We start from the raw sequence: 20,809 nt of genomic DNA on the forward strand, positions 1-20,809 counted from the left end.
TCCTGCTGGCCGTTGGGCAGCAATTCGTACTTGAAGGCTTGAAGTCGTTGCACCGCTCAATCGTATTCTTGACCTATGCGTGATGACAACGATATAGGCTACGGTTCGCGCTATCCTTCCCTGCCCTGAAGGACGGGGCTTGCCGCGCCTTTTGGTCAGTCGGTGTTTTCGTTGCTCACAAAGGCCGACCCATTGGCCTGGGGTTCGGGCGATTCCAGCGCGTATTTGAGCGCATGCCAGGCCAGGTTGGCGCATTTGATGCGCACTGGAAATTGGGCTACCCCTTTCATGGCGTTCAAAGCCCGTTGCTCCCGCGGGAACTCTTCGCCACCGCGCATCATGGCTTGGAAGCGCTCCACCAACTGCAGAGCTTCGGGGATGGTGCGCCCCCGCACCGCATCCGCCATGAGATCGGCAGAAGCCAGGGCAATGGCACAGCCTGCCCCCTCGAATTTGATATCGACAATCCGCTCCTGGCTGGGATCCAGTTGTAAGGTGAGGTCGATGGTGTCGCCACAGGAGGGGTTGTGGCCACGTTGGTGGCGGTGGACGGGATCCACTCTGCCGAAGTTGTGGGGCTTTTTGTACCGCTCCAGAATGACTTGCTGATAGAGTCCGCGCAGGTTATCTAGAGGCATTGTTGCTCCTGGTTGGTCGCTGCTCTGGCCGGTCGGCAAAAGTCGATCCGCTCATAGCCCATTGCCGCCGGGAATAGCCATAGTTCTCAGATATTCAGGATTTGGGAAGCGAGCCCGACCTGGCCCATCTGGTTTTGATCTTAACCCCGTTCTTGGTAGAGCTTGAGTCAGTAGAAAAACTCCTGCCAGCGCAGGGGCTTAAGTTTGCGCATGTACAGCCAATCAAAAAAGTTCTTCAGCACCGTGGCTGCATAGCCGCGCCAGACCAGCCTGCCTTTCTCGGCAACGGCAACGCGGTTCCCCACCGTTACACAAACAAAAACCGTGGCCTGCGGTCGGTAGGGGATCAGAGGTTGGCCGCGGATGAGCCGCAGCAGGTTTTGGGCTGCAATCGGCCCCTGGCGCACCGCGTACACGCCGATCTTGGGCAAGAGGCGGGATCCCCAAACAAAGTCAGCGCAGTCCCCCACCGCCAAGATGTGCTCTGAGCCTTGCACCCGCAGGTATTTGTCCACGAGCAGGGCTCCCGTCGGCCCTGTTGGCAAGCCGCAGGTGCTCAACCAGCTCGGCACCTGGAAGCCACCTGCCCACAGGCGGGTCTGAGCTATCAACTCGGTGCCATCCGAGAGCCACACCTGCTCCGGCCCAAAGGCTTTCACCTGACATCCGGCCCAGATTTCCACCCCCAGATGGCGGATTTCCCTTTCCACCGCCCGGCGGAAGGGTTCCGAGAAGCCCTCGACCAGATGGGCCTGGCGATGGATCAAGATCAGCCGGGCTTGAGCCAAGGGGATCCCTGTTTCTGCGCTCATTTCCCGGCAAAGATCGTAGAGTTCCCCCATCAGCTCTGTGCCGGTACAGCCTCCTCCCGCCACCACAAAGGTCAGCAGGCCCGGCGTCCGATCCCCCTGGGCTGACCGTTGCCAGCACTGCCGGATCCAGGTTTGGGCAGCCACCAATTGTTCTGCCGGTCGAATGGTGAAGGCATGTTGGATCCCATCGATGGGGCGCAACTCCCGGCCCACATTCACCAACAGATAGTCGTAGGCCAGAGTTTGGATCCCGGCTTCACTCTCCAGGGTCAGGGTTCGAGCTTCGGGTTGGATGTGGGTGACTCGCCCCGGCAAAAACTGGGCGCCGTTGGCTTGAATATGCTCCAGCAAAGGGATCCGCACCAGCTCCAGAGAAAACCGACCACTCAGCAGCCGCGTGGACATGCCTGAATTAACACTGTAGGGATAGGGGTTGATGGCGATCACCCGTGCCTGCCCTTTGAGCGCCCGCAAGGCGTCGATGGCTCCATAGCCACATCCGGCCAAGATCACAGTGGGCAGGGATCCCCTCATGGCTGGAGCGGGAACTTCTGGAGATCCCCGGCTGCCCATTCCAGGATGGAACCGGAATAGCTTTTGGCCTGCCGGCCCAAATGGGTTAAAACCACCGTGACCCAAGCGGAGCGAACCCCAGCTGTGCAGTAGGCAATGATCTCGGCTTCTGGAGGGATCCCGGCTTTTTGCAGGCGGGCGTGAATTTCATCGGGCGGCAATAGGGATCCCGCCGCATCCATCAGCTCCTTGTAGTAGAGATGCACAGCGCCGGGGATGTGTCCACCGCGCGCCTCACCATAGGGGGTGGCTCCCTTGTATTCTTGGGCTTCGCGACTGTCGAGGATGGCCACACGGTCGGAGCCAAGGCTGGCCCGCAGAGTGTCCCGGTCGATCTCCCACCGGTCGGTTCGCTGCACTACAAAGTCGCCCCGTTGCGGTTCGTCGGCGCTTTGTCGGGTTGTGGTCAGCACTCCCTCCTTCACCAGGGCCGGATAGCCCCCGTCCACCATGACTGCCTGGGGATGACCCAAGCTGCGCAACATCCAAACGATCCAGCCATCTTCTCCCCAGCCCCGCAGCGGATCGGCCACCACCACCACCGGACGCCCCTGAAACACGCCAAGGCCCTGCAGCCTTTCGGTGAGAAGGGCATCATCTGCCAACAGCTTGCCGCTGTTTGCAGCCTCTGGTTGAGTAAACTCCGTCCAGTTCACCGGAATTGAACCCTTCAGGATCCCGTCGGCTTGCAATTCCGCACTGCGTGCATCCAGAAGCGTTGCCCCTTGTTGGATGAGCTGGATGGCGGTTGCAGGGCTGACCACCCAACCTGGCGTTGGTGTCATGGGTTGAGAGAACCTTAACTGGAAGATCCTATCCCACCTTACGGGACGAGTAGGCCGGTATGGGCCTCTTCCATCTGTTTGGAGAGAAGCCGTTGCAGGCTCACTCTGGCTTCGGAGAAGTTGGGAGCGATTTCCAAAGCCGAGCGAAAGTGTTCAATGGCCTGCTCCAGCTTGCCTTGGCGGGCAAGGATGGATCCCAGACGATAGTGAGCTGCTCCATAGCTGCCATTGCTGCGAATGGCCCGTCGATAGCTGGCCTCCGCCGAGGTTAGATCCCCCTTGATGCGCGACGCCTCTCCCATGCCAAAGTGAGCTTCGGGCAGATCTGGGTCTCCTTTCAAAGCCTGTTCAAACTGCTGTATAGCCTGCTGCAACTGTTGAGGCTGGATGAACTTGCGCCCAGAGGCATCCCGTTGTTTGGGCCCCAAGTAGGCTAGGCCAATGGCGGCCATCGCTTCGTGCAGATCGGGGGCCAGCTCCAAAGCCCGCCGGTAGTTCTTCACAGCTTCGCTGTATTGCTCTTGGCTTGCCAACACCAGGCCCAAGCCGTAGTAGGCGCGAGCCTGCTGTCTTTTGAACTGGCCATTGAAGATCACCTGGCTGAACTCTTGGCTGGCTTGAGCCAGATGACCTGCATGCACCATTGCCAAACCCAGATCCACCCGCACACCGGCTGCCAACTCAGGAGCGAGATCCAGGTTGAGAGCAGTTCGGAAGGCTGCGATTGCCGCTTTTAGCTGTCCTTTGCGCATCAGCGCTTGTCCCATCACGGCGTGGCCCAGGCCCAGGCGATCATTCAACTCCAAAGCAGCCCAACAGGAATCGATGGCCTCGTCCCATTGCCCCAGCTTGAGGCGAATTTGAGCAACGCAAAGATGGGCCTCGCTGAAGTGGGGATCCAGCCCCAGGGCCTTTTGTTGCTGGGCCAACGCTTCTGCCCAGTTGCCCTTCTCTGCCCAGGCTTGGCCGAGCAGGCTATAGATCTCAGCTTGGGCGGATCCCTGGGTGAGGGGGAATGCTTCGGGTAAGTGGGCCAGAACTTCATCCGGCTGATGCTGGGCCAGCCACTGCCGTGCTAGAGCCTTCAGGGTTTCCACCAGGTGGGTGTTGATGCCGCTCCAGTTCGGGTTCAGGTGTTTGGCCTGTTGGTAGTGGCTCAATGCCTCCTGCAGTCGGTTGGTTTTCGCCAACAGATGGGCCAGTTCAATGTGGGCCTCTACGTGATCTGGCTGTCGCCGCACAGCCTCCTGAAACCGCTCCACTGCCTCAGGAATTGGATTGGCCTGTAAAAAGGACAGCCCTTCTGTAAAGGGATCCTGGGATCCCTCCCGCTCAAAGGTGTTGATGGCACGCCGGCCTTGCCAACCCAGCCAGCCCCCCCCTGCAGCCAAGATCAACAGCGGGATCCCCAGCCCCAGCGATCTGGCTCGGGCAGGAACATCGGCTTGCCCAAAAGAGCGCACCACCAACCCAGCCCCCAGCAGGAGAGACAAAGCCAGAGCTCCCCCCAAGAAGGGCCTTAGAGCAGGCCTGTGCAACCATTGATCAAGTGTCGGAAAGTTGGCCAGAACGTCGATAGGAGAACTGGGGCGAGCAGTTGTAGGCAGAGGGGTCGGGATCCCGTCTTGGGAAGGGGCATGGCCAACCGAGGCCTGGCTTGGAGCCGCTTCTGGCCAGCGCTCTTTCTGAATTTTGGGAACCGGTGCCCCCAGAGTTTTAACTTTGCGAAAATCGGAGTTGTGGTCGGGATCCACAACAGGTTTTTGGGCCTCCAGCACCTTGATCTCAGAAATCTTGGTGCCCGGTAATACAATCTGCGTGGCATCGGCACTGCTTTCCCCAGAGGACAAGTAGAAGACTTTTTTCCACTGCGGCTGTGTTTCCCCCTGAAGCCGACCGTACACCACCAGTTGGCTAACTCCCTGCACAGGCAAGCCCCCCAATTGGCTGGCAACTCGATGCAACACCATAGAGCAGCTAAACATCCCCTGCCGTGGGAGATCCACCATGAGGTAAAGGGCATCTTGCTTCAGGGCCGAACGGGTTGGCAGGGGGGCCAGGGCCTTCTGCAGAGCCTTGATCAGGGTTTCCACGCTGCGAGCAGCAGATGAGCCAGCCATAAAGTTAGAGTTAGCAAAGTTAAGTTAGAGAGTGAAAAAATGGTCTTGTAACAACTCCAATCCAAGAGGGATCCACTTCTCTCGGCAAAAACGAGTACCCCCTCGCCAGAAGTCCAGGCCTCTGACCTCATCTTGCTGCCTCATTGTGCTCAATCTGCCGGAGTCCGTCAATATACTGAAAGAGCCTGTTACAAACGGGGCTGCCGGCCCATTCTGGGACGGAAGAGGTGGGTGTGGTCAGGGCTGTAGAGCCGCGAGCGGGCAGACCTGGAGCTTGACAAGCCTTTCAAGGCAGGGCTGACGAGATAGAGCACTGTGCGTTCTAAGCCGGCTTGCCGGGTGAGGGCGGCCATCTCGGCCAGGGATCCCAGCCAGATCTGTTCGTCCGGCCAACCCAAGCGATAACAAACGGCAACCGGGGTATCGGCGGGGTAGTGAGCCAGCAGATCTGCCTGCGCTTGTTCTACGTGGCGGGCGCTCAGATATAGACACAAAGAGGCGCGGTGGGCTGCCAGACTGGCCAGGGCTTCTGCTTCCGGTACCTGGGTGCGACCGCTGGCGCGGGTGAGGATAATCGTCTGTACCAACTTGGGTATGGTCAACTCCACCTGCAAACGGGCGGCTGCCAATTGAAAGGCGCTTACTCCCGGCACGATCTCAAAAGGGATCCCTGCCTCCGCCAGCCGGATCAGCAGCTCGTGCAGAGCGCCGTAAAGGCAGGGATCCCCATCCTGCAGCCGCACCACCCGCCGCCCCGCCTTGACCCGTTCCACAATTTGCGGCAGCAGCGTTTCCAGCGTGAAGGAGCGGGTGTCAATGGCCTCAACCCCAGGGCGACAATGGGCCAGCACTCCCTCTGGCACCAAAGAACCTGTGTAGAACACTACATCGGCTTCCGCCAGCAGTCTTTGCCCCCGCAGGGTAATCAGCTCCGGATCCCCGGGGCCAGCCCCGACAATGTAGACAGGCCACGACGTCGGTTCGCGCATTTGCTTGCTTCCTACCCCTTCAAGGGCCTCTTTGAAGATCCCTTTTCCAAAGTCTTTTCAAACTGGATTCCAAGGGAACTTATCTGGAGGCTCAAGCATGCAAGATCACGACAGGCACTCGCATCCCATCTTAAGGTACGTTCGGGAAGACTATTATCCCTACGTTGTTTTACCCCAGCCGATTGCTCTCCTCTTGAGGGGGCCAGATCTCCCACCTTGCCCGCCGGAGCCGGAGCCGCCACAGATGCCTGCCCGTCCGCTGGAGCCGGAGCCGCCACAGATGCCGGAGCGCCCAACGGAACCTGAACTACCTCGAATGCCGGAACGCCCTGTTAGGCCAAATCTACCCGAGCTACCCCAGCCTTTGATGGGCAAGCTGCAATCGGCATGGGCAACTGGTGCTGGTGCATAGAGCAGTCTAGTGTCCGGTGCTATACCCGTAAACTACCCGGCTCCGACCGCTAAGCGGTACGGAGCGGGCTTTCAGTAGCCCTGAGCCTGCTCTGCTCTACCAGAGAACAAAACAGGCCCGAACCTCTAGGCTGGTTTACGGCAGCCCCCAAGAGCGCAATTACGTTTGCACCATTCAAGTCCGCATCTCCTTCCCATCCACAGTGCCCACACTTGAACGACTTGCCACTGCGGTAGGATTGCGCAGGGTCGGGATGGATGTGCAAACACCGGTGGCAGGTCTGCGACGTGTAGGCAGGCGGCACAAGAATCAGAGAAACCCCTGCAACCCTCGCCTTGTATTCCAGAAATTGACGTAGTTGGTAGAACGCCCAACTGTTGGCCCTGCGCCTTTCGGTTTTGCTGCGGGGTTGTTGATTGACCCTTTCCCGGATCCCTGTCAAGTCTTCCAGAGCAATAGCGCTGTTGGTAGCTTTTGCCCTAGAGACAATAGCTTTGGAGATGCGATGATTGACCCACGTTTTTGCTACGCAACGCTGACGCGACTGAAAGCGTCTCTCCTTGCCAGACAGCCGTTGCAACAGTTCTCTGCATCTGCGCCGCGAACTGCGTGTGCCCTTACTGGCTTTGCGTTGGAGTACCGCCCTCAACCGGGAGTAGTGGTCGCGGACTTTGTTCAACTGCTGTCCATTCCAGTTGTCCCCCTCTGACGTATGGGCAATATCTGTCCTCCCCAAGTCCACCCCGATCACCTTGTCGGTATCTTGTTGCTTGGGTGGTTTTTTCTCTACGCAAATCTGGATGTAGTAGGAGCCATCTTTGCGCTTGACCAGGGTGGCAGATTTGGGGTTGGAACCAGCCAGCATCCCACGCTGGTAGTTGCCAATGGCCAGTTCAAAGCGTTCTCTCCCTTCCACCGTGGTCAGCGACACCGTCCAGTCTTTTTGACGGAACGAGAAGATGCGTGCGTCGTAGGTAACGAACCTACGCTTGAACTCTTTAACTGGACGGTTGCGCTGTCTCGCCACTTTGCGAGCGCCTGCCACCCGTCTGCAGACCTGTTGGGCCAAGTTGCTAGACAAGCCGAATCGGGCGCGAATCTCGTAGTAGCAAAGGGATTGCAGTTTGACCGCATTGACGATCTTCTCCGGCGTGTTCTGGTTGACCCAGTTCAGTGCCTGCACAAAGGCATCCATCGTCGCGTCCAATTTAGCGGCTTGCGACTGGGACACCTTGAGCTTGCAGGAGATGGTCAGGACTTGGCTCATAAGTTCATTGTACTTCATCAAAGCGCATTCCTCCCGACACTGACCCTACGGGTACAGTGCGGGGCTCCTGCGATTTCTAGCTGATATCGCAATGCAGGTATCTAGAGATGGAAAAAGATCACTCGTTTTACTCATTGACATTGAAATTGATGAGCCATGGTTTCTTGAAGGTAATCTGTGTAGGCCAGCCCATACTGTGAATGATCCTAAGCAAAGTAAGCGTGATGCTTATCTAGCGGATAGAGGCTGGGTTGTAGTTCGGTTCTCAGAACGGCAAGTTTATGAAGAAAGTGAAAAGTGCATTAATCTCATCTTTTGCTTGGTTTCAGGTGTCTTGGGTGCATTAGATTCTAAACAGCCAGACTTATCATTTTCATTTCCAACGGACCACAAGAGATGGGGTGATCAAAGTGCTCTTAGTGAACCTAGATTTCCTCCTTCCTACTTTTAATTCCCAAGGTTGAGACTGGCCCTACCGGGATTGAATTGAGCTAACGCGCTGGTCCGAGACGCTGCTGCAAGATTTGTGCGGCCAGCAACACATCTAGGGGGGTGGTTAGCTTCAGATTGGATTCCTCCCCTTCGACGATGTAGACTGGCCAACCCAGCTTCTCGAATAGGGCTGCATCATCGGTTACCTGCCAACCCTGGGCCAGAGCCTCCCGATGGGCTTGCCATAGCATCGACAGGCGAAACCCCTGCGGCGTTTGCGCTGCCCACAGCCGGCTGCGTTCTGGGGTTGACTGAATTTGGATCCCTTTTGGGCCTGCCTCAGCGACTTTAATCGTGTCCTTGACAGGGATCCCCGCGATGAGACCATCCACCTGCTGCAAAGCAGCACTACAGCGATCGAACAACTTAGGGGTAGCTAGGCAGCGGGCCCCATCGTGGATCAACACCCGCTCTACTGTTCCCAGGTTATAGAGATACTCAACCCCCCTGTAAACCGACTCCTGCCGCGTCGCCCCCCCTTGTAAAAGCTGCACCGGCGTGGACAGATCCATTGCCGCCAGGATCTGCTCGATGGCTGGCCAATCGCCGGGTTGGGAGAGAATGCCGATCCACTCGATGGAGCTGGCCTGATCCGCAGCCTGCAACGTCCAAGCCAAAATCGGCTGACCCAAGAGCGGCAGCAACAGCTTATTGACCGCAGCTCCCATTCGCTTGCCGCTGCCAGCCGCCGGGATCAGAAGGTGCATGGGATCCAAAAGCGCATTCAACCGGATCCCAGTGTACTGCTTGAGGTCAACAAGCCATAAAAGAGAGGGCCAGCCCTGACCCTCCCTTTTGATGCTCATTTGATGCTCAGTTCAGCAATGCTCCGATCCGGCAACCCCAGGTCAGACCGAGCACAACGGCTCAAGATTGCTCCGAATCGGTGGCAGCAGTAACGAAGTCGGGGTAGGCCACGTTGCCATGCTCGCCCACATCCAAACCGGCGATCTCTTCCTCGGCGCTGGTGCGCAGGCCGGTTACAGCCTTGAGGATATAGAACAGGATCAAGCAGGTAATAAAGGGCCAGAGGAAGTAGAACAGAGCGCCCACCACTTGTACCCCAAATTGGGCCCAGGTGACCTCTTCAGCATAGTTGGCATTGGCAAAGAAGGGGATCCCTGCTGCCAACACCCCCCAGATACCACAGGTGCCGTGTACCGAAATCGCGCCCACCGGGTCATCAATTTTCAGCACCGTATCCAGGATCACCACCGAAATCACCACCAGAATCCCGGCCACCGAGCCGATGATCAGAGCACCCAAAGGATGGACGCTATCGCAAGGGGCAGTGATCCCCACCAAGCCGGCCAGGACACCGTTGGCGGCAAAGGTCATATCCGGCTTGCCAAAATGAACCCAAGAGGTGAACATCGCCCCAATTGCTCCAGCCGAAGCTGCCAGCAGCGTATTCATGGCAATCCAGCCAATATCGACAGAGGCTGCAGTGGTGGAACCGGCATTAAACCCGATCCAGCCCAAGGCGAGGATAAACACCCCCAACATCCCCAGCGGCAGGTTGTGGCCAGGGATCGCCCGCGGTTCTCCATTAGGGCCGTACTTGCCAATGCGAGGGCCGAGCACAAAGGCGCCTGCCAAGGCCGCAGCGCCGCCTACCAAATGCACCACCCCCGATCCAGCGAAATCAATGTAGCCCAGATTTTCCAGCCAGCCGGCTGTGCCGCCGTTGTAGTCGCCGAACAGCCCGTTCCAGGCCCAACCCCCAGAGATGGGGTAGATTAGCCCAGAAATAACGATGGAGTAGATCAAGTAGGCCAAGAACTTGGTGCGCTCCGCCATGGCTCCGGAAACAATGGTGGCGGCAGTGGCGGCAAACACCATCTGGAAGACAAAGAAAGTAAAGGGCCAGCCATCTGCCTCGTAAGCCTGCTGCCAGCCAAAAGCAAACCAGTCGGTGCCGAACAAGCCACCACTGTTGCCGAACATGAGGCCAAACCCGATGAACCAGAAGGCGCAACAGCCCATGCAGAAGTCCATCAAGTTCTTCATCATGATGTTGGCGGCATTCTTGGCGCGGGTAAAGCCCGTCTCCACCATGGCGAACCCTGCCTGCATGAAGAACACCAAGGCTGCTGCCACGATCGTCCAAACAATGTCAGCGTGTTTCTGAACTGCCTCGGCCTCTTGAGCAAAGGCAGTTCCCTGGCCGAATAGAAAGACCAGCGCAGCCATTAGAGCAGCAGTCAGACTCCACCTGGCCGGTCGCCAGAGCCACTGGGGCACCTGGCTCTTGAGCTTTTGGATCATTGTTGTACTCATGCTTTTCGACTCACCTAAAGGGACAGTACTTCTCAAAAGACATTACCCGGAAAGTGGGGCAAGAACATCTCATCAGGTATATAGCAAAAGAGACATGCAGCAAACCCCCACAAGGCTCAGGACGGGTAGCCCAAACCCCAAAGATCCCTCCTTACAGGGCATCTTGGTTGAGTTCGCCAGTGCGGATGCGGATGGTTTTTTCGACGGGGCTGATGAAAATCTTGCCGTCCCCAATTTCGCCGGTGCGAGCCGCTGCAATCAGCTTCTCCACCACCGTATCCACCAGGTCATCTTCGACCACGATCTCCACTTTCAGCTTTTGTAGGAACTCTACCGTGTACTCGGATCCCCGGTAACGCTCGGTTTGTCCCTTTTGCCGGCCAAAACCCCGTACTTCACTTACGGTCATGCCGACAATCCCGGCATTGACCAAAGCAATTTTGACCTCATCCAACTTAAATGGCCGGATCACGGCCTCGATCTTTTTCATCTGCCTCCTGCACCCTGAACAGTTCCGCTAATTTCTAACACTACCAACACCTGTGAATTGTAAAAACGGATACATTTTTTATCTCCTACTGAAGATGCTTACCACTCTGGGTTGGCTCCCGTCAAGACTGGAAGGTCAAGCTTAAGCTACCCTAACGGGAGGAAGCCTCCGATGGGGTCTCACCAACATCCACGGGCGGCTGAGGGCTAAGAGAGGCCAAGCTGGCTGTAATGAGCGCTACCGCAAGCCACCACAGCATTTGTACCTGGGGACGATACCAGATGGTATCCACCAAGCCGTGGGCCATCATGCCGGTGCAAGCGGCCAAGCCCGCTGCCACCCACAGACCCTGGGGATCCCGCAAGTTGAGCAAAGTTTTCCAGCATCTCCAGCCGTGATCCCAGAGCACCAAGAGGAACCAGGCGAAAGTTAAAGATCCGATGAAGCCAGTCTCTACGGTGAGCTGCAGCGGCACCGAATAGGCTCCAAGGGCGCTGAAGTTGCCTCGTTGGTAGAGGGGATAGACGCGGTTAAAGGCAACATTGCCGGGGCCGATCCCCAAGATGGGAAAGTCGCGGATCATCTCCAGCACCGCCGCCCAGACATTGAGGCGAAAGTTGTTGCTGGTATCCAACCGCCCCCAAAAAAGGCTCTGCACCCGCAGCCGCAGGGAGCGTACCGTCAGGATCCCGAGCAACAGAGCAGCCCCCCCTCCGCCCAACAGGGCCGGCAAGGCCCAACGCCGCCAGCGGGCTGGCAAATCGACAGAATGCCACTGTGCCAACAGCACGGCCATCAGGGTGAGCATGGCCAGCCCCCCAATCCAGGCGCCACGACTGTAGGTGAGCAACAGGCAAATCAGGTTCACCGCCGTCGTAAACCCGGCCAGGAGTTTCGCCCCCCAACTGGGCCAAATCCAAGTGGCGGCCAGCCCCAGGGGAATGACCGGGATCAAGTAGCCCCCATACAGATTTGGATTGCGCAGATAGCTGTACACCCGCGTCAGACCCGCCAAACCCGACTCCGGATCCACCCAGGTGGCCAGTTCTGCTGCCCCATAAAAGTATTGCCGCAGGCCATGGATCCCCATCACCAAGCTGACCAAAAGCAGGGATCCCACAATCCCATCTCGGAATTGGGGTTTGCGCAGCAGACGATGCAACAACAGATAACCAGCCAGGTAGAGAGTCAACTTCAGCCAGCCATCCCGTGCTGCGTAGGCAACCGGAGAGAGAATCGTTGCCAAGGTGGCGATTCCCCAGAAAAGGACCAGGGGCAGATGCAGCGGCAGCCCAATCGGCGTTTCCACCAAAGTGCCCAGGCCCACCAGAGCGGCCATAGCCAGCAAAATCAGGCCCAGGATGCCGGTGGAGCTTTGCGCAGAGAAAATCCAGTAGAGCAGCACTAGCCCCAGGCCAATCCGGTCGGAAGTTTGAACCAATATGCTGCTCTTCCCCCAACTTTGCAGGGATCCCAATAGGCGGCCCAAAAGGCTCCCCTGCTGCCAAGCCTTGATGGGAAAGTCGCGCAGCAGAAAACCCTGCCACAGTTGCGTTGCTCGTTCCATAACCCTCCGGAGCCTGTTGGGCACAAGTTCATACGCCCCAAGTCACCTTCCGATTGTGTCGGTGGGACGAAGTTCTAGCTTATATCCCCAGAGGCAAAGAGACAACGAAGAAGAGCGCAACTTCTTATCGCGCCAGCCGGACAAAGTACCCCTCAACAAAAACAAAGAACCGGCTGACTCACAAGACTCTACAAGACAAAACGCACCGAAGAGTTATCAAAGTTAGGTTTTCAATCTTAAGAACAAGTCTCTGTAAAAAGCAAAGAAGAACAGCAGGAAAAACTACAAAAAGCTCTATCTCAATCTTCAATCAAATGTTGGATTGCCGCAATCGAAGATCTCCTGACCTACCACAGACCGATTCTCAAAAGATTCTTCAGGCAACACAGGCTAACACTTGACCTTGAGATCCTCTTTCACCTTCGGCATTAGGAGAAGGGATTTGATCGCCTAAGCGGGATCCAGACCAACCTTCCTTGGCTCTAACTGCGTTCTGGGAATTGGAGTTGGAATAGTGAATCTGAATACGAGTAGGACGGCCCAGACCCAGGGCGGATCCCATGCAACGGGCTAAGATTTGCACCTTAAACTCAAACTCGCCAATGCCATCCATAATCTTTAACCCTGCAGTCTCTGCTCCTAATTCAACTGTAGGAGAAGGTCTACGAAACCTCTTCAGTGGGAATACAGAACTTTTTGAGCTGCGGAGACTTCTGGATTATGAAAGTTATGTAAAGATGCCTTTGTTTTCGCCAGACAGGGCGAGTACTTGACCTATTCTTAAACAACTTGAGTCAAGCTGGGCTCGGTATCTTCACTTGGACTGACTCCCTCCACCAAGCTGAGCAGGGATCCCAGCCAAATCGCTTAGACAAGGTGAGCTGACCTACGCAAAATGGAGGAAGTAGGGGAAAAACATCTCGTAAATCACTCGGTCGAAGCGTGCCCGTTTACCTGTACTGGGGAGATGACACCTATCGCCTGATGCAGGCGGTGCAGCAGTTGCGGGATCAAGTGCTGGATCCCCACTGGGCAGCTTTTAACTACGATCGCCTGCCGCCGGAATCCACGGTTGCCGGGCTCAACCAAGCCATGACCCCGCCGCTGGGATCCAACGCCCGCTTGGTTTGGCTGGAAGAGACAACACTCACCCAACATTGCCCGGAAGATCTGTGGGAAGAAGTGGAGCGAACCTTGGCCCAGTTACCCCCTACCACCCATCTGCTCTTGACCACCAGCAATAAACCCGATGGGCGCCTGAAATCCACCAAAATCCTCAAGAAAACGGCCATTGTCCGCGAGTTTTCCCAACTGGCCCCTTGGGATGAGGAGGGTATTCTCCAGCAGGTGCAGCGGGAAGCTGAACAACGGGATCTGGCCCTCAGCCCGGCAGCCGCCCAGAAATTGGCCGAGGCGGTGGGCAATGACTCCCGTCGCTTGGCGATGGAATTGGAAAAGCTGGCCCTGTTTACGGCAGGCCAACAGGATCCCATTTCTCCTGAACAAGTCGAGGCGTTAGTTCCCGCCAGCGCCTACAACAGCTTTCAATTGGCGGGATCCCTGCGCAAAGGGAATCTGGAACAAGCCCTACGCATCTTGACCCATCTGCTGGATCACAACGAGCCGGCCCTGAGGATTCTGGCGGTGTTGGTAGGCCAATTTCGCACCTGGCTATGGGTGCGGCTGCTGCTGGATCAGGGAGAACGGGATCCCAAAGTCATCGCCCAGAAAGCAGAAATCGGGAATCCCAATCGGGTTTACTTTCTGCAAAAAGAGGTGGGATCCCTGAAGACCACAGCTTTACTGAAAGCAATGCAGCAGCTTTTGCAATTGGAATACAACCTCAAGCAAGGACAGCCGGAACGAGATGCCTTTCAAGAAGCGCTGATCCAAATCGTGGCTATATTGGGTGAAGGCCGAGCTCAGAGCAAGTAGAGCAGAATAAACAGCACAACCCAAACCCCATCCACAAAGTGCCAGTAGATCTCGGCAGCTTCGACGCCAAAATGATGTTGGGCGCTGTAGTGGCCGGGTTTAAAGGAGCGCCAGAGCACTGCCAGAATAAACAGCAACCCTGCCATCACGTGGAGACCATGAAACCCCGTTAAAACATAGAAGGTGCTGGCAAACAAATTGGTGGTGAGGCCAAACTCCAGGTTGCTGTACTCATAGAGTTGCCCTGCCAGGAAAACCGCCCCCATCAGCGCTGTGAGGGCAAACCACAGCCGCAGACCCCTGACATCATCGGCCTTGATGGCCGACCCAGCTTTGTGAATGACGAAGCTGCTGGAGAGCAAAATCACCGTGTTGATCCCAGGCAAAAGCAATTCCCGCTCTGGGGTTCCCTCCGGCGGCCACACCGGGGCGGTGAGGCTATAGGCCAGGTAGGCCATGAACAGCCCTAGGAAAAGACAGCCTTCTGCCACCAAAAACATCAAGATGCCAAAGACGCGATGATCTGGGTGCTCAGCATGGGCAGTGTGGGCCCTTGAGTGGCCAACCATCAGCGTTTCAGAGGCAAGGGATCCTTGCATATTCCTTTCCACCTAAATTCCTGAATTCCTGAGACTTCTTGAGGCTGTACAAGCAGCCCAGCCAAGACTGGAATACCCAGTGAGCAGGGGATCAGCAGCCCACCGGGCATCCGGCCTGCTAAGAAGAAGTAGGCTCCGCTTCCGCCAGTGCCAGCTCCCGCAAGCTCTGCAACTGAGCAGCAAAGTAGTCCAGCGTCTCCTTGCTGTGCAAACCGTAGTCATAGGGGCCGGTCAGCAAAATGGGATCCCCATAGAAGTTGTGGGCAGGCGGCGGCGAAGCAGTCGTCCACTCCAGGGTGAGAGCCTGCCAGGGGTTGTCTCCCGCCTTGGGCCCGGCCACCCAGGAGTAGATGGCGTTAACCAAAAAGGGCAGGGTGGAAATGGCCAGAACAAAGGCCCCCACCGAGCTGATCCAGTTGAGGTCGGCAAATTGGGGATCGTACTGGGCCACCCGGCGGGGCATCCCCATCAGGCCCAGCTTGTGCATCGGCAAGAAGCACATGTTAAAGCCGACAAAGGTCAACACAAAGTGCACCCGCCCCCAAAACTCGTTCAGCAGCCGCCCCGTCATCTTGGGGAACCAGTGGTAGATGCCGGCATAGATCCCAAAGACGCTGCCGCCAAACAACACATAGTGCAGGTGGGCTACCACAAAGTAGGTGTCGTGAACGTGGATATCCAGAGGCACCGAGGCGAGGATAATCCCGCTCAAGCCGCCGATCACAAACATCGAGACAAAACCCATGCCAAACAGCATGGCCGAGCGGAAGTGGATTTTGCCGCCCCACAAAGTGGCCAGCCAGCTAAACACCTTGATCCCAGTGGGAACGGCAATGGCCATGGTGGCGATCATGAAGAACACCCGCATCCAGTCAGGGGTGCCACTGGTGAACATGTGGTGAGCCCAGACGATCAACCCCAAAAAGCAGATGGCCAAGCTGGAGTAGGCGATGGCCTTGTAGGCAAAGATGGGCTTGCGGGCATGCACCGGCAAAATCTCCGAGATCATGCCAAAGACCGGCAAGATCATGATGTACACCGCCGGGTGGGAGTAGAACCAGAACATGTGCTGGTACACCACCGGATCCCCGCCGCCGCTGGGGTTGAAAAAGGCCGTACCCGCCAACAGGTCAAAGCTAAGCAAAATCAATGCACCGGCCAGAACCGGTGTTGCAATGAGGGTAAGAATAGATGCTGCCAGCATGGCCCAGCAAAACAGCGGCATGTCTTCCATCTTCATGCCGGGCATGCGCATCTTCAGAATGGTGGTGATGAAGTTAACCGCCGCCAGGATGGAAGAGGTTCCTGCCAACAAAATGCTCAGGATCCAGAGTTCTTCCCCCACTTTGCCGCTGATCAAGCTGAGGGGCGGGTAGGAAGTCCAGCCGGCAGCCGGAGCCTCTATGAACAGGCTGGCCAAAAGCAGGATCCCTGTGGGCGGAACCAGCCAAAAGGCCACTGCATTCAGCTTGGGGAAGGCCATATCCCGCGCCCCAATCATCAGCGGTACCAGGTAGTTGCCAAAGCCCCCTGTCAGCGCCGGCACGATCCACAAGAAGATCATGATCGTGGCGTGCAGGGTAAAGGCGCCGTTGTACCGCTCAAAGCCGAGAAAGTCGGCCTCTGGAGTAGCCAGCTCTGCCCGTACTGCCGTCGCCAGCGCCCCTCCCACCAAGTAGAAGAAAAAGGTGGTCACCAAGTACTGGATCCCGATGACCTTGTGATCGGTGGAGAAGGTAAAGAAGCGCCACCAAGGCTCAGCAGGAAGTTCAAGTTCAACCTTCGGTGCAGCAACAAGTCTTGAGCTGTCTTGCAGCTGGGTCATTGCACAAAAGCTCCTATATCGCGTTGGCAGAATGTTGTTCCCACAAGCGCAGGCCAAAGGGGCGTCAGGGATCCCGGCTAACCTGCGGAAGGAAGGGATCCAGAATGGGACTGGAGAGACTTCAAATCTGAGGGGGAGACGCCCAAACGCTGGTGGTGGACATGGGCAAAGGCAGACTCGGCCTCAGGGGAGCCTGGCCGAGGAGAGAGATGGACTGGCGAGAAATCTGAAACGAGGGCCAAGGTGCTGCCCTCGCCACGGGCGGCCAAAACTTGCTCCTGCTGCCAGCGCTCGAAGTCTTCCGGCGTATCCACAAACAATTGCCCTGCCATCACCCCATGATAGGGGCCGCACAGCTCTGCGCAGATGATGGGGTACTGCCCCAGTTGAGTGGGCACAAACTCCAGGTGGGTCTCTCGGCCAGGGATGACATCCTGCTTGAGGCGAAACTGCGGCACCCAGAAGGCATGGTTCACATCCAGAGCCGTCATATCCAAGCGCACCCGCTTGTTTAGAGGAAGGTGCAGCTCGCTGGCCACCAGGCCGGAATCCGGGTAGGTGAACATCCAAGCATATTGCATGCCCTGCACTTGGACGACCAGATCCGGCTGGCCCATTTCCTTCCCGGGTAGCACTACAGGGGTATAAGCGTAGCCGGGATCCCCCGCCTCAGCTTCGTGGGAAGACTCCATCGCCATGGTCGCGGCCATGGTCGCGTGGATATGGCCGCCGACATGAGCACCCCCGTAAACAGCTTGATAGACATCTAGGCTGGCCAAGCCCAACCAAAGAATGATCACCGCCGGCACCGCCGTCCACACGATCTCCAGCAGCACATTGCCATGGCTGGGATCCCCGTCGCCTTTGTCGCCTCGCCGCTTGCGGTAGCGGACAATACAGTAGAGAAGTACACCCTGTACCACCAAAAAGATCCCTGTGGCAATGGTTATGGTGCTGTTAAAGAGGCTGTCGAACAAGGGGGCTGATTCGGCAGCAGATTCGGGAAGCAGATGGTGGTTTTGCCCGTACCAAAGGCTGGCAAGGGTCAGGAGGATCCCCATAGCCACCAAGATGATGTTGCTCAGCGCACTCACGACTGCTTTTCCCCAATACAAAGAGCGTCCATCCTAGCAGATAATCTGCTCACAGCGTCTGCAAACTACCTTGCTCAACTTAATCCGTCGTTTTTTACTGTTGCCGTTTTTTATTTTTGTTTGCATTGTTTACGGAGTTTACAAAGTTTTCCGATTGTAGAGTCTGCTTCGCTGCGCACGGCTTCTCCACTAGTATCAGATAGTAGTCTGCGGGAGAGAGAAACCCTGCAGGCTTATGGATCTCTTCAGGATCTTTCAGGGTGAGCAGTGACGAGACAGAGCTTTGGTTCCGAGATTTTCGGCAGACCTGCGCAAGGGCGGTACTGCACTGAAGGCTGGCTCTGGTTGAGGGTCATCTCTCCAAGCTGAGATTTTTGCTGGCTGTAGACTGAGGTAGGGTGGGATAACCCCGCAATTGGGCTGGTTTGGACAGGTTTTCTCTCTTTAATCTCTGCTTCTGTTTAATCTCTGCTTCGCTTTCCCCAATGTCTTCTCCCCATTCACTGGCGACCTTGCTATCTGATCCAGGGGATCCCTTGCCGATCCAGACTCCATCAACGGTCTCGGAATTGGCCGGAATCTTAAAGGAGTGCCAAGGGCGGAAAGTGCTGCCGCTGGGGCAGGGGAGCAAGTGGGGCTGGGCCCACTCTGTGGAGCCGGTGGATCTGGTTCTCAGCACACGTGGCTTACGCCGGCTCATCGACCATGCAGCCGCCGATCTCACCGTTACGGTGGAAGCCGGTATGACTTTGGCGGAACTGCAACCCATTTTGGCGGAGCGAGGGCAATGGTGGCCGGTGGATCCCCTCTATCCGGATCGGGCTACCCTGGGGGGCATTATTGCCACTGCCGATACAGGTTCTCTGCGCTGGCGTTACGGCGGGATCCGCGACTTGCTGCTGGGCATAGCCTGGGTGCGGGCGGATGGGGAAGTGGCCAAAGCGGGCGGGCGGGTTGTCAAGAATGTTGCCGGCTATGACCTGATGAAGCTGTTCACCGGATCCTTGGGCAGCCTAGGAATTTTGACCCAGGTGAGCCTACGGCTTTACCCGTTGCCGGCAGCTCAGTCTGCTTTGCTGGCTACAGGATCCCTGCCGGAGCTGGAGGTTTTGTGTCGGCAGGTGCTGACCGGCCCCGTTAACCCTGTGGGGGTGGATCTCTGGCTGAGGGCAGAGGGATCCCAAGTTTGGCTCAGCTTTCACGGCTCGGAGCGAGCGATTGCCCAACAGATGGCCCAAACGCGGCGGCTGGCCCCTGCAGGGCTGACTTTGCAGGAAGTGAATCCCGGCTCTCTGTCCCTGCCTCAACCCGGCTCAGGAGCAGTGCTGGCCAAGTTCGGGTGCCTGCCCAATCAGAGCCTGGCAACATTGGAGCAGTTTCAAACCCTATTCCCTGGAGCTCAGGTGCAACTGCACCGAGGCTGTGGGCTAGGACGGGCTTGGCTGGTTCAGCCAGAAGTGGGATCCCTAATGCAACTGCAACGCTACCTCAAGTCCGCAGGCGGATTTCTCCTGCTTCTGGAGGCGCCGCCGGCTCTGAAGAGGGCTCTTGCCCATGACTTTGGCCCGGTTGCCAGCCTAATGCGCAAGCTGAAGCAGCACTTCGACCCCGCCGGCACCTTTAGCCCCAGCTTGATATAAACATCGCCCTCGCCACCGCTGCTTCCTCGGGATCCCTCTGGCCAAACGTCTTGTTCCGGTGCATGATAGATCTATAAGAAATTGAAACATTTCTTAACATCATTTCTCAGTATCTCAGCGTCAAAGCTAAGAGAGGGATCAGCATGAGCATCGAGTGGCAACGGATACTCCGCGTTGGGGTGGGCTTTTGCCTTGGGCTGTTGATTGCGGTGGGCGGGGGATCCCTGACCTGGGCGCAACCTGCCCTGCCGGTGGTGCCGATGGAGTTGCCCCAGCCGCCTGTGCCGGTCTTGGACTTAGCGGATCAGTTGACCAGCAATCAGGAAGCTCAACTGGCCCAGCATCTGAACAAGTTAGAGCAAGACACCGGCTGGAAGCTGCGGGTGCTGACTCAGTTCGACCAAACACCGGGTCGTCAGGTGAAGGAATACTGGGGCTTGAATGAGCGCAGCGTTCTGATGGTGGCGGATCCCAGGGGGGGCAACTTACTGGCGTTTAATGTGGGGGATGCTGTGCGCGAGATCTTGCCACGTACCTTTTGGATTGAGCTGCAATCTCGCTTTGGCAACCAATTCTATGTGCGGGAGCACGGCACCCACCGCGCCATCTTAGAGACCGTTGATGTCTTGGATCGCTGCTTTCATCAGGGGGGCTGCCGTGTGGTGCCCGGCCTGCCTCAGGAGCAGTGGATCCTAACGCTGGTGACCTCGATTTTGGGCGGGATTGTCTTCGGGTTTGCCGGCAAGCCCCGCCATGCGGAGGAGCTGTTTAACTGGCGTTGGGCCTTGCTCATTTCTCCCCTGTGGTTCATTCTGTTCGGGGCCTTCGGTATCGGGCCGGTGGTCACACGCACGCAGGATTGGATCCCGGTCTTGCGCAACGTCTTGGGGTTTCTGGCAGGGGCTTTGGTGATCTACCTAGCTCCCATTGCTCGCCCGGCAGTGGATCAGCAGTAGCTGACTCGTGAAGTCGGCTGGGCGTCCTTCCCTGCGAGCCCCAGTTCGCAGGGGACAAATGCTAGAATCGGTGAGCAGAAATTGCTGGTGTAGCTCAGTTGGTAGAGCACTCGACTTGTAATCGAGCGGTCGTCAGTTCGAATCTGACCATCAGCTTTTGTTGCTATAGAGCTGGGCTCTGCCGTCTCCTCTCGCTGAAGCAGAACTCAGCTTCTACACTGGTGGTTAGATTGGCATTAGCGGGATCCCTGGGTCTTGTTGACAGGAGGCCAAGGCCGATCCCTGCTCAGTTTGGCATACCTACTCAGCCGATTGGGTTGTTCTCCTGATTCTCC

At 57.1% G+C, this 20,809-nt stretch carries 17 protein-coding genes and 1 tRNA gene; 5 read left to right on the forward strand and 13 right to left on the reverse strand.

Annotated features, from left to right (window positions below):
• Positions 1–155: 155 nt before the first annotated feature.
• The 6 genes from sufU to ACVWZF_RS09175 all read right to left on the reverse strand — a co-directional run bounded on the left by sufU (position 156) and on the right by ACVWZF_RS09175 (position 7,596).
• Positions 156–638: a Fe-S cluster assembly sulfur transfer protein SufU gene (gene sufU / locus ACVWZF_RS09150; protein WP_011434254.1), complete on the reverse strand. Its 483-nt coding sequence runs from the start codon at positions 636–638 to the stop codon at positions 156–158.
• A 167-nt stretch (positions 639–805) separates the two neighbouring features.
• Positions 806–2,023 (reverse strand): FAD-dependent oxidoreductase, encoded by a 1,218-nt coding sequence (locus ACVWZF_RS09155; RefSeq protein WP_083757668.1) that lies wholly within the window; start codon positions 2,021–2,023, stop codon positions 806–808.
• Complete coding sequence (locus ACVWZF_RS09160; RefSeq protein WP_011434252.1) at positions 1,981–2,808, reverse strand: sulfurtransferase; 828 nt, start codon at positions 2,806–2,808, stop codon at positions 1,981–1,983. The genes ACVWZF_RS09155 and ACVWZF_RS09160 overlap by 43 nt, the downstream gene beginning before the upstream one ends.
• A gap of 38 nt (positions 2,809–2,846) precedes the next feature.
• Positions 2,847–4,928: a tetratricopeptide repeat protein gene (locus tag ACVWZF_RS09165; RefSeq protein ID WP_041436843.1), complete on the reverse strand. Its 2,082-nt coding sequence runs from the start codon at positions 4,926–4,928 to the stop codon at positions 2,847–2,849.
• A 188-nt stretch (positions 4,929–5,116) separates the two neighbouring features.
• Positions 5,117–5,917 carry a precorrin-4 C(11)-methyltransferase gene (cobM, locus tag ACVWZF_RS09170; RefSeq protein ID WP_011434250.1) on the reverse strand — a complete coding sequence of 267 codons (801 nt, stop codon included), beginning with the start codon at positions 5,915–5,917 and terminating at the stop codon, positions 5,117–5,119.
• 461 nt (positions 5,918–6,378) lie between these two features.
• On the reverse strand, positions 6,379–7,596 hold the full coding sequence (locus tag ACVWZF_RS09175) for an RNA-guided endonuclease InsQ/TnpB family protein (protein WP_011434249.1): 1,218 nt from the start codon (positions 7,594–7,596) through the stop codon (positions 6,379–6,381).
• Positions 7,597–7,687: 91 nt separating this feature from the next.
• Between ACVWZF_RS09175 and ACVWZF_RS09180 the strand changes: the two genes are divergently transcribed.
• On the forward strand, positions 7,688–8,047 hold the full coding sequence (locus ACVWZF_RS09180) for a DUF559 domain-containing protein (RefSeq protein ID WP_148202775.1): 360 nt from the start codon (positions 7,688–7,690) through the stop codon (positions 8,045–8,047).
• A gap of 40 nt (positions 8,048–8,087) precedes the next feature.
• On the opposite strand, the gene ispD is transcribed toward ACVWZF_RS09180, so the two are convergent.
• The 4 genes from ispD to ACVWZF_RS09200 form a co-directional block, all read right to left on the reverse strand.
• Complete coding sequence (gene ispD / locus ACVWZF_RS09185) at positions 8,088–8,795, reverse strand: 2-C-methyl-D-erythritol 4-phosphate cytidylyltransferase (RefSeq protein WP_041437650.1); 708 nt, start codon at positions 8,793–8,795, stop codon at positions 8,088–8,090.
• A gap of 160 nt (positions 8,796–8,955) precedes the next feature.
• Positions 8,956–10,368: an ammonium transporter gene (locus ACVWZF_RS09190; protein ID WP_011434247.1), complete on the reverse strand. Its 1,413-nt coding sequence runs from the start codon at positions 10,366–10,368 to the stop codon at positions 8,956–8,958.
• A 151-nt stretch (positions 10,369–10,519) separates the two neighbouring features.
• A complete protein-coding gene (locus tag ACVWZF_RS09195; RefSeq protein WP_011430352.1) occupies positions 10,520–10,858 on the reverse strand; it encodes a P-II family nitrogen regulator in 339 nt (112 codons plus the stop codon).
• A gap of 151 nt (positions 10,859–11,009) precedes the next feature.
• On the reverse strand, positions 11,010–12,425 hold the full coding sequence (locus ACVWZF_RS09200) for an IctB family putative bicarbonate transporter (RefSeq protein WP_011434246.1): 1,416 nt from the start codon (positions 12,423–12,425) through the stop codon (positions 11,010–11,012).
• A 942-nt stretch (positions 12,426–13,367) separates the two neighbouring features.
• Here ACVWZF_RS09200 and holA point away from each other — a divergent pair.
• A complete protein-coding gene (gene holA, locus ACVWZF_RS09205; RefSeq protein ID WP_457395271.1) occupies positions 13,368–14,360 on the forward strand; it encodes a DNA polymerase III subunit delta in 993 nt (330 codons plus the stop codon).
• On the opposite strand, the gene ACVWZF_RS09210 is transcribed toward holA, so the two are convergent.
• The 3 genes from ACVWZF_RS09210 to ACVWZF_RS09220 form a co-directional block, all read right to left on the reverse strand.
• Positions 14,348–14,959, reverse strand: a complete 612-nt coding sequence (locus ACVWZF_RS09210; RefSeq protein WP_414351249.1) for a cytochrome c oxidase subunit 3 — start codon at positions 14,957–14,959, stop codon at positions 14,348–14,350. The genes holA and ACVWZF_RS09210 overlap by 13 nt on opposite strands.
• Positions 14,960–15,077: 118 nt before the next feature.
• On the reverse strand, positions 15,078–16,784 hold the full coding sequence (gene ctaD, locus ACVWZF_RS09215; RefSeq protein WP_457411305.1) for a cytochrome c oxidase subunit I: 1,707 nt from the start codon (positions 16,782–16,784) through the stop codon (positions 15,078–15,080).
• Positions 16,785–16,861: 77 nt separating this feature from the next.
• Entirely contained in the window at positions 16,862–17,878 is a 1,017-nt protein-coding gene (locus ACVWZF_RS09220; RefSeq protein WP_457411307.1) for a cytochrome c oxidase subunit II, read from the reverse strand.
• Between the two features lie 512 nt (positions 17,879–18,390).
• Here ACVWZF_RS09220 and ACVWZF_RS09225 point away from each other — a divergent pair.
• From ACVWZF_RS09225 to ACVWZF_RS09235, 3 genes are all read left to right on the forward strand, one after another.
• Positions 18,391–19,518: an FAD-binding oxidoreductase gene (locus tag ACVWZF_RS09225; RefSeq protein WP_457411309.1), complete on the forward strand. Its 1,128-nt coding sequence runs from the start codon at positions 18,391–18,393 to the stop codon at positions 19,516–19,518.
• 143 nt (positions 19,519–19,661) lie between these two features.
• The gene (locus ACVWZF_RS09230; protein ID WP_457411311.1) at positions 19,662–20,474 is read left to right on the forward strand and encodes a TPM domain-containing protein; all 813 of its coding nucleotides are present in this window, start codon (positions 19,662–19,664) and stop codon (positions 20,472–20,474) included.
• An 83-nt stretch (positions 20,475–20,557) separates the two neighbouring features.
• Positions 20,558–20,630: transfer RNA gene (locus tag ACVWZF_RS09235), tRNA-Thr, on the forward strand.
• Positions 20,631–20,809: the final 179 nt, after the last annotated feature.

This window comes from Thermostichus sp. OS-CIW-30 (assembly GCF_054060215.1).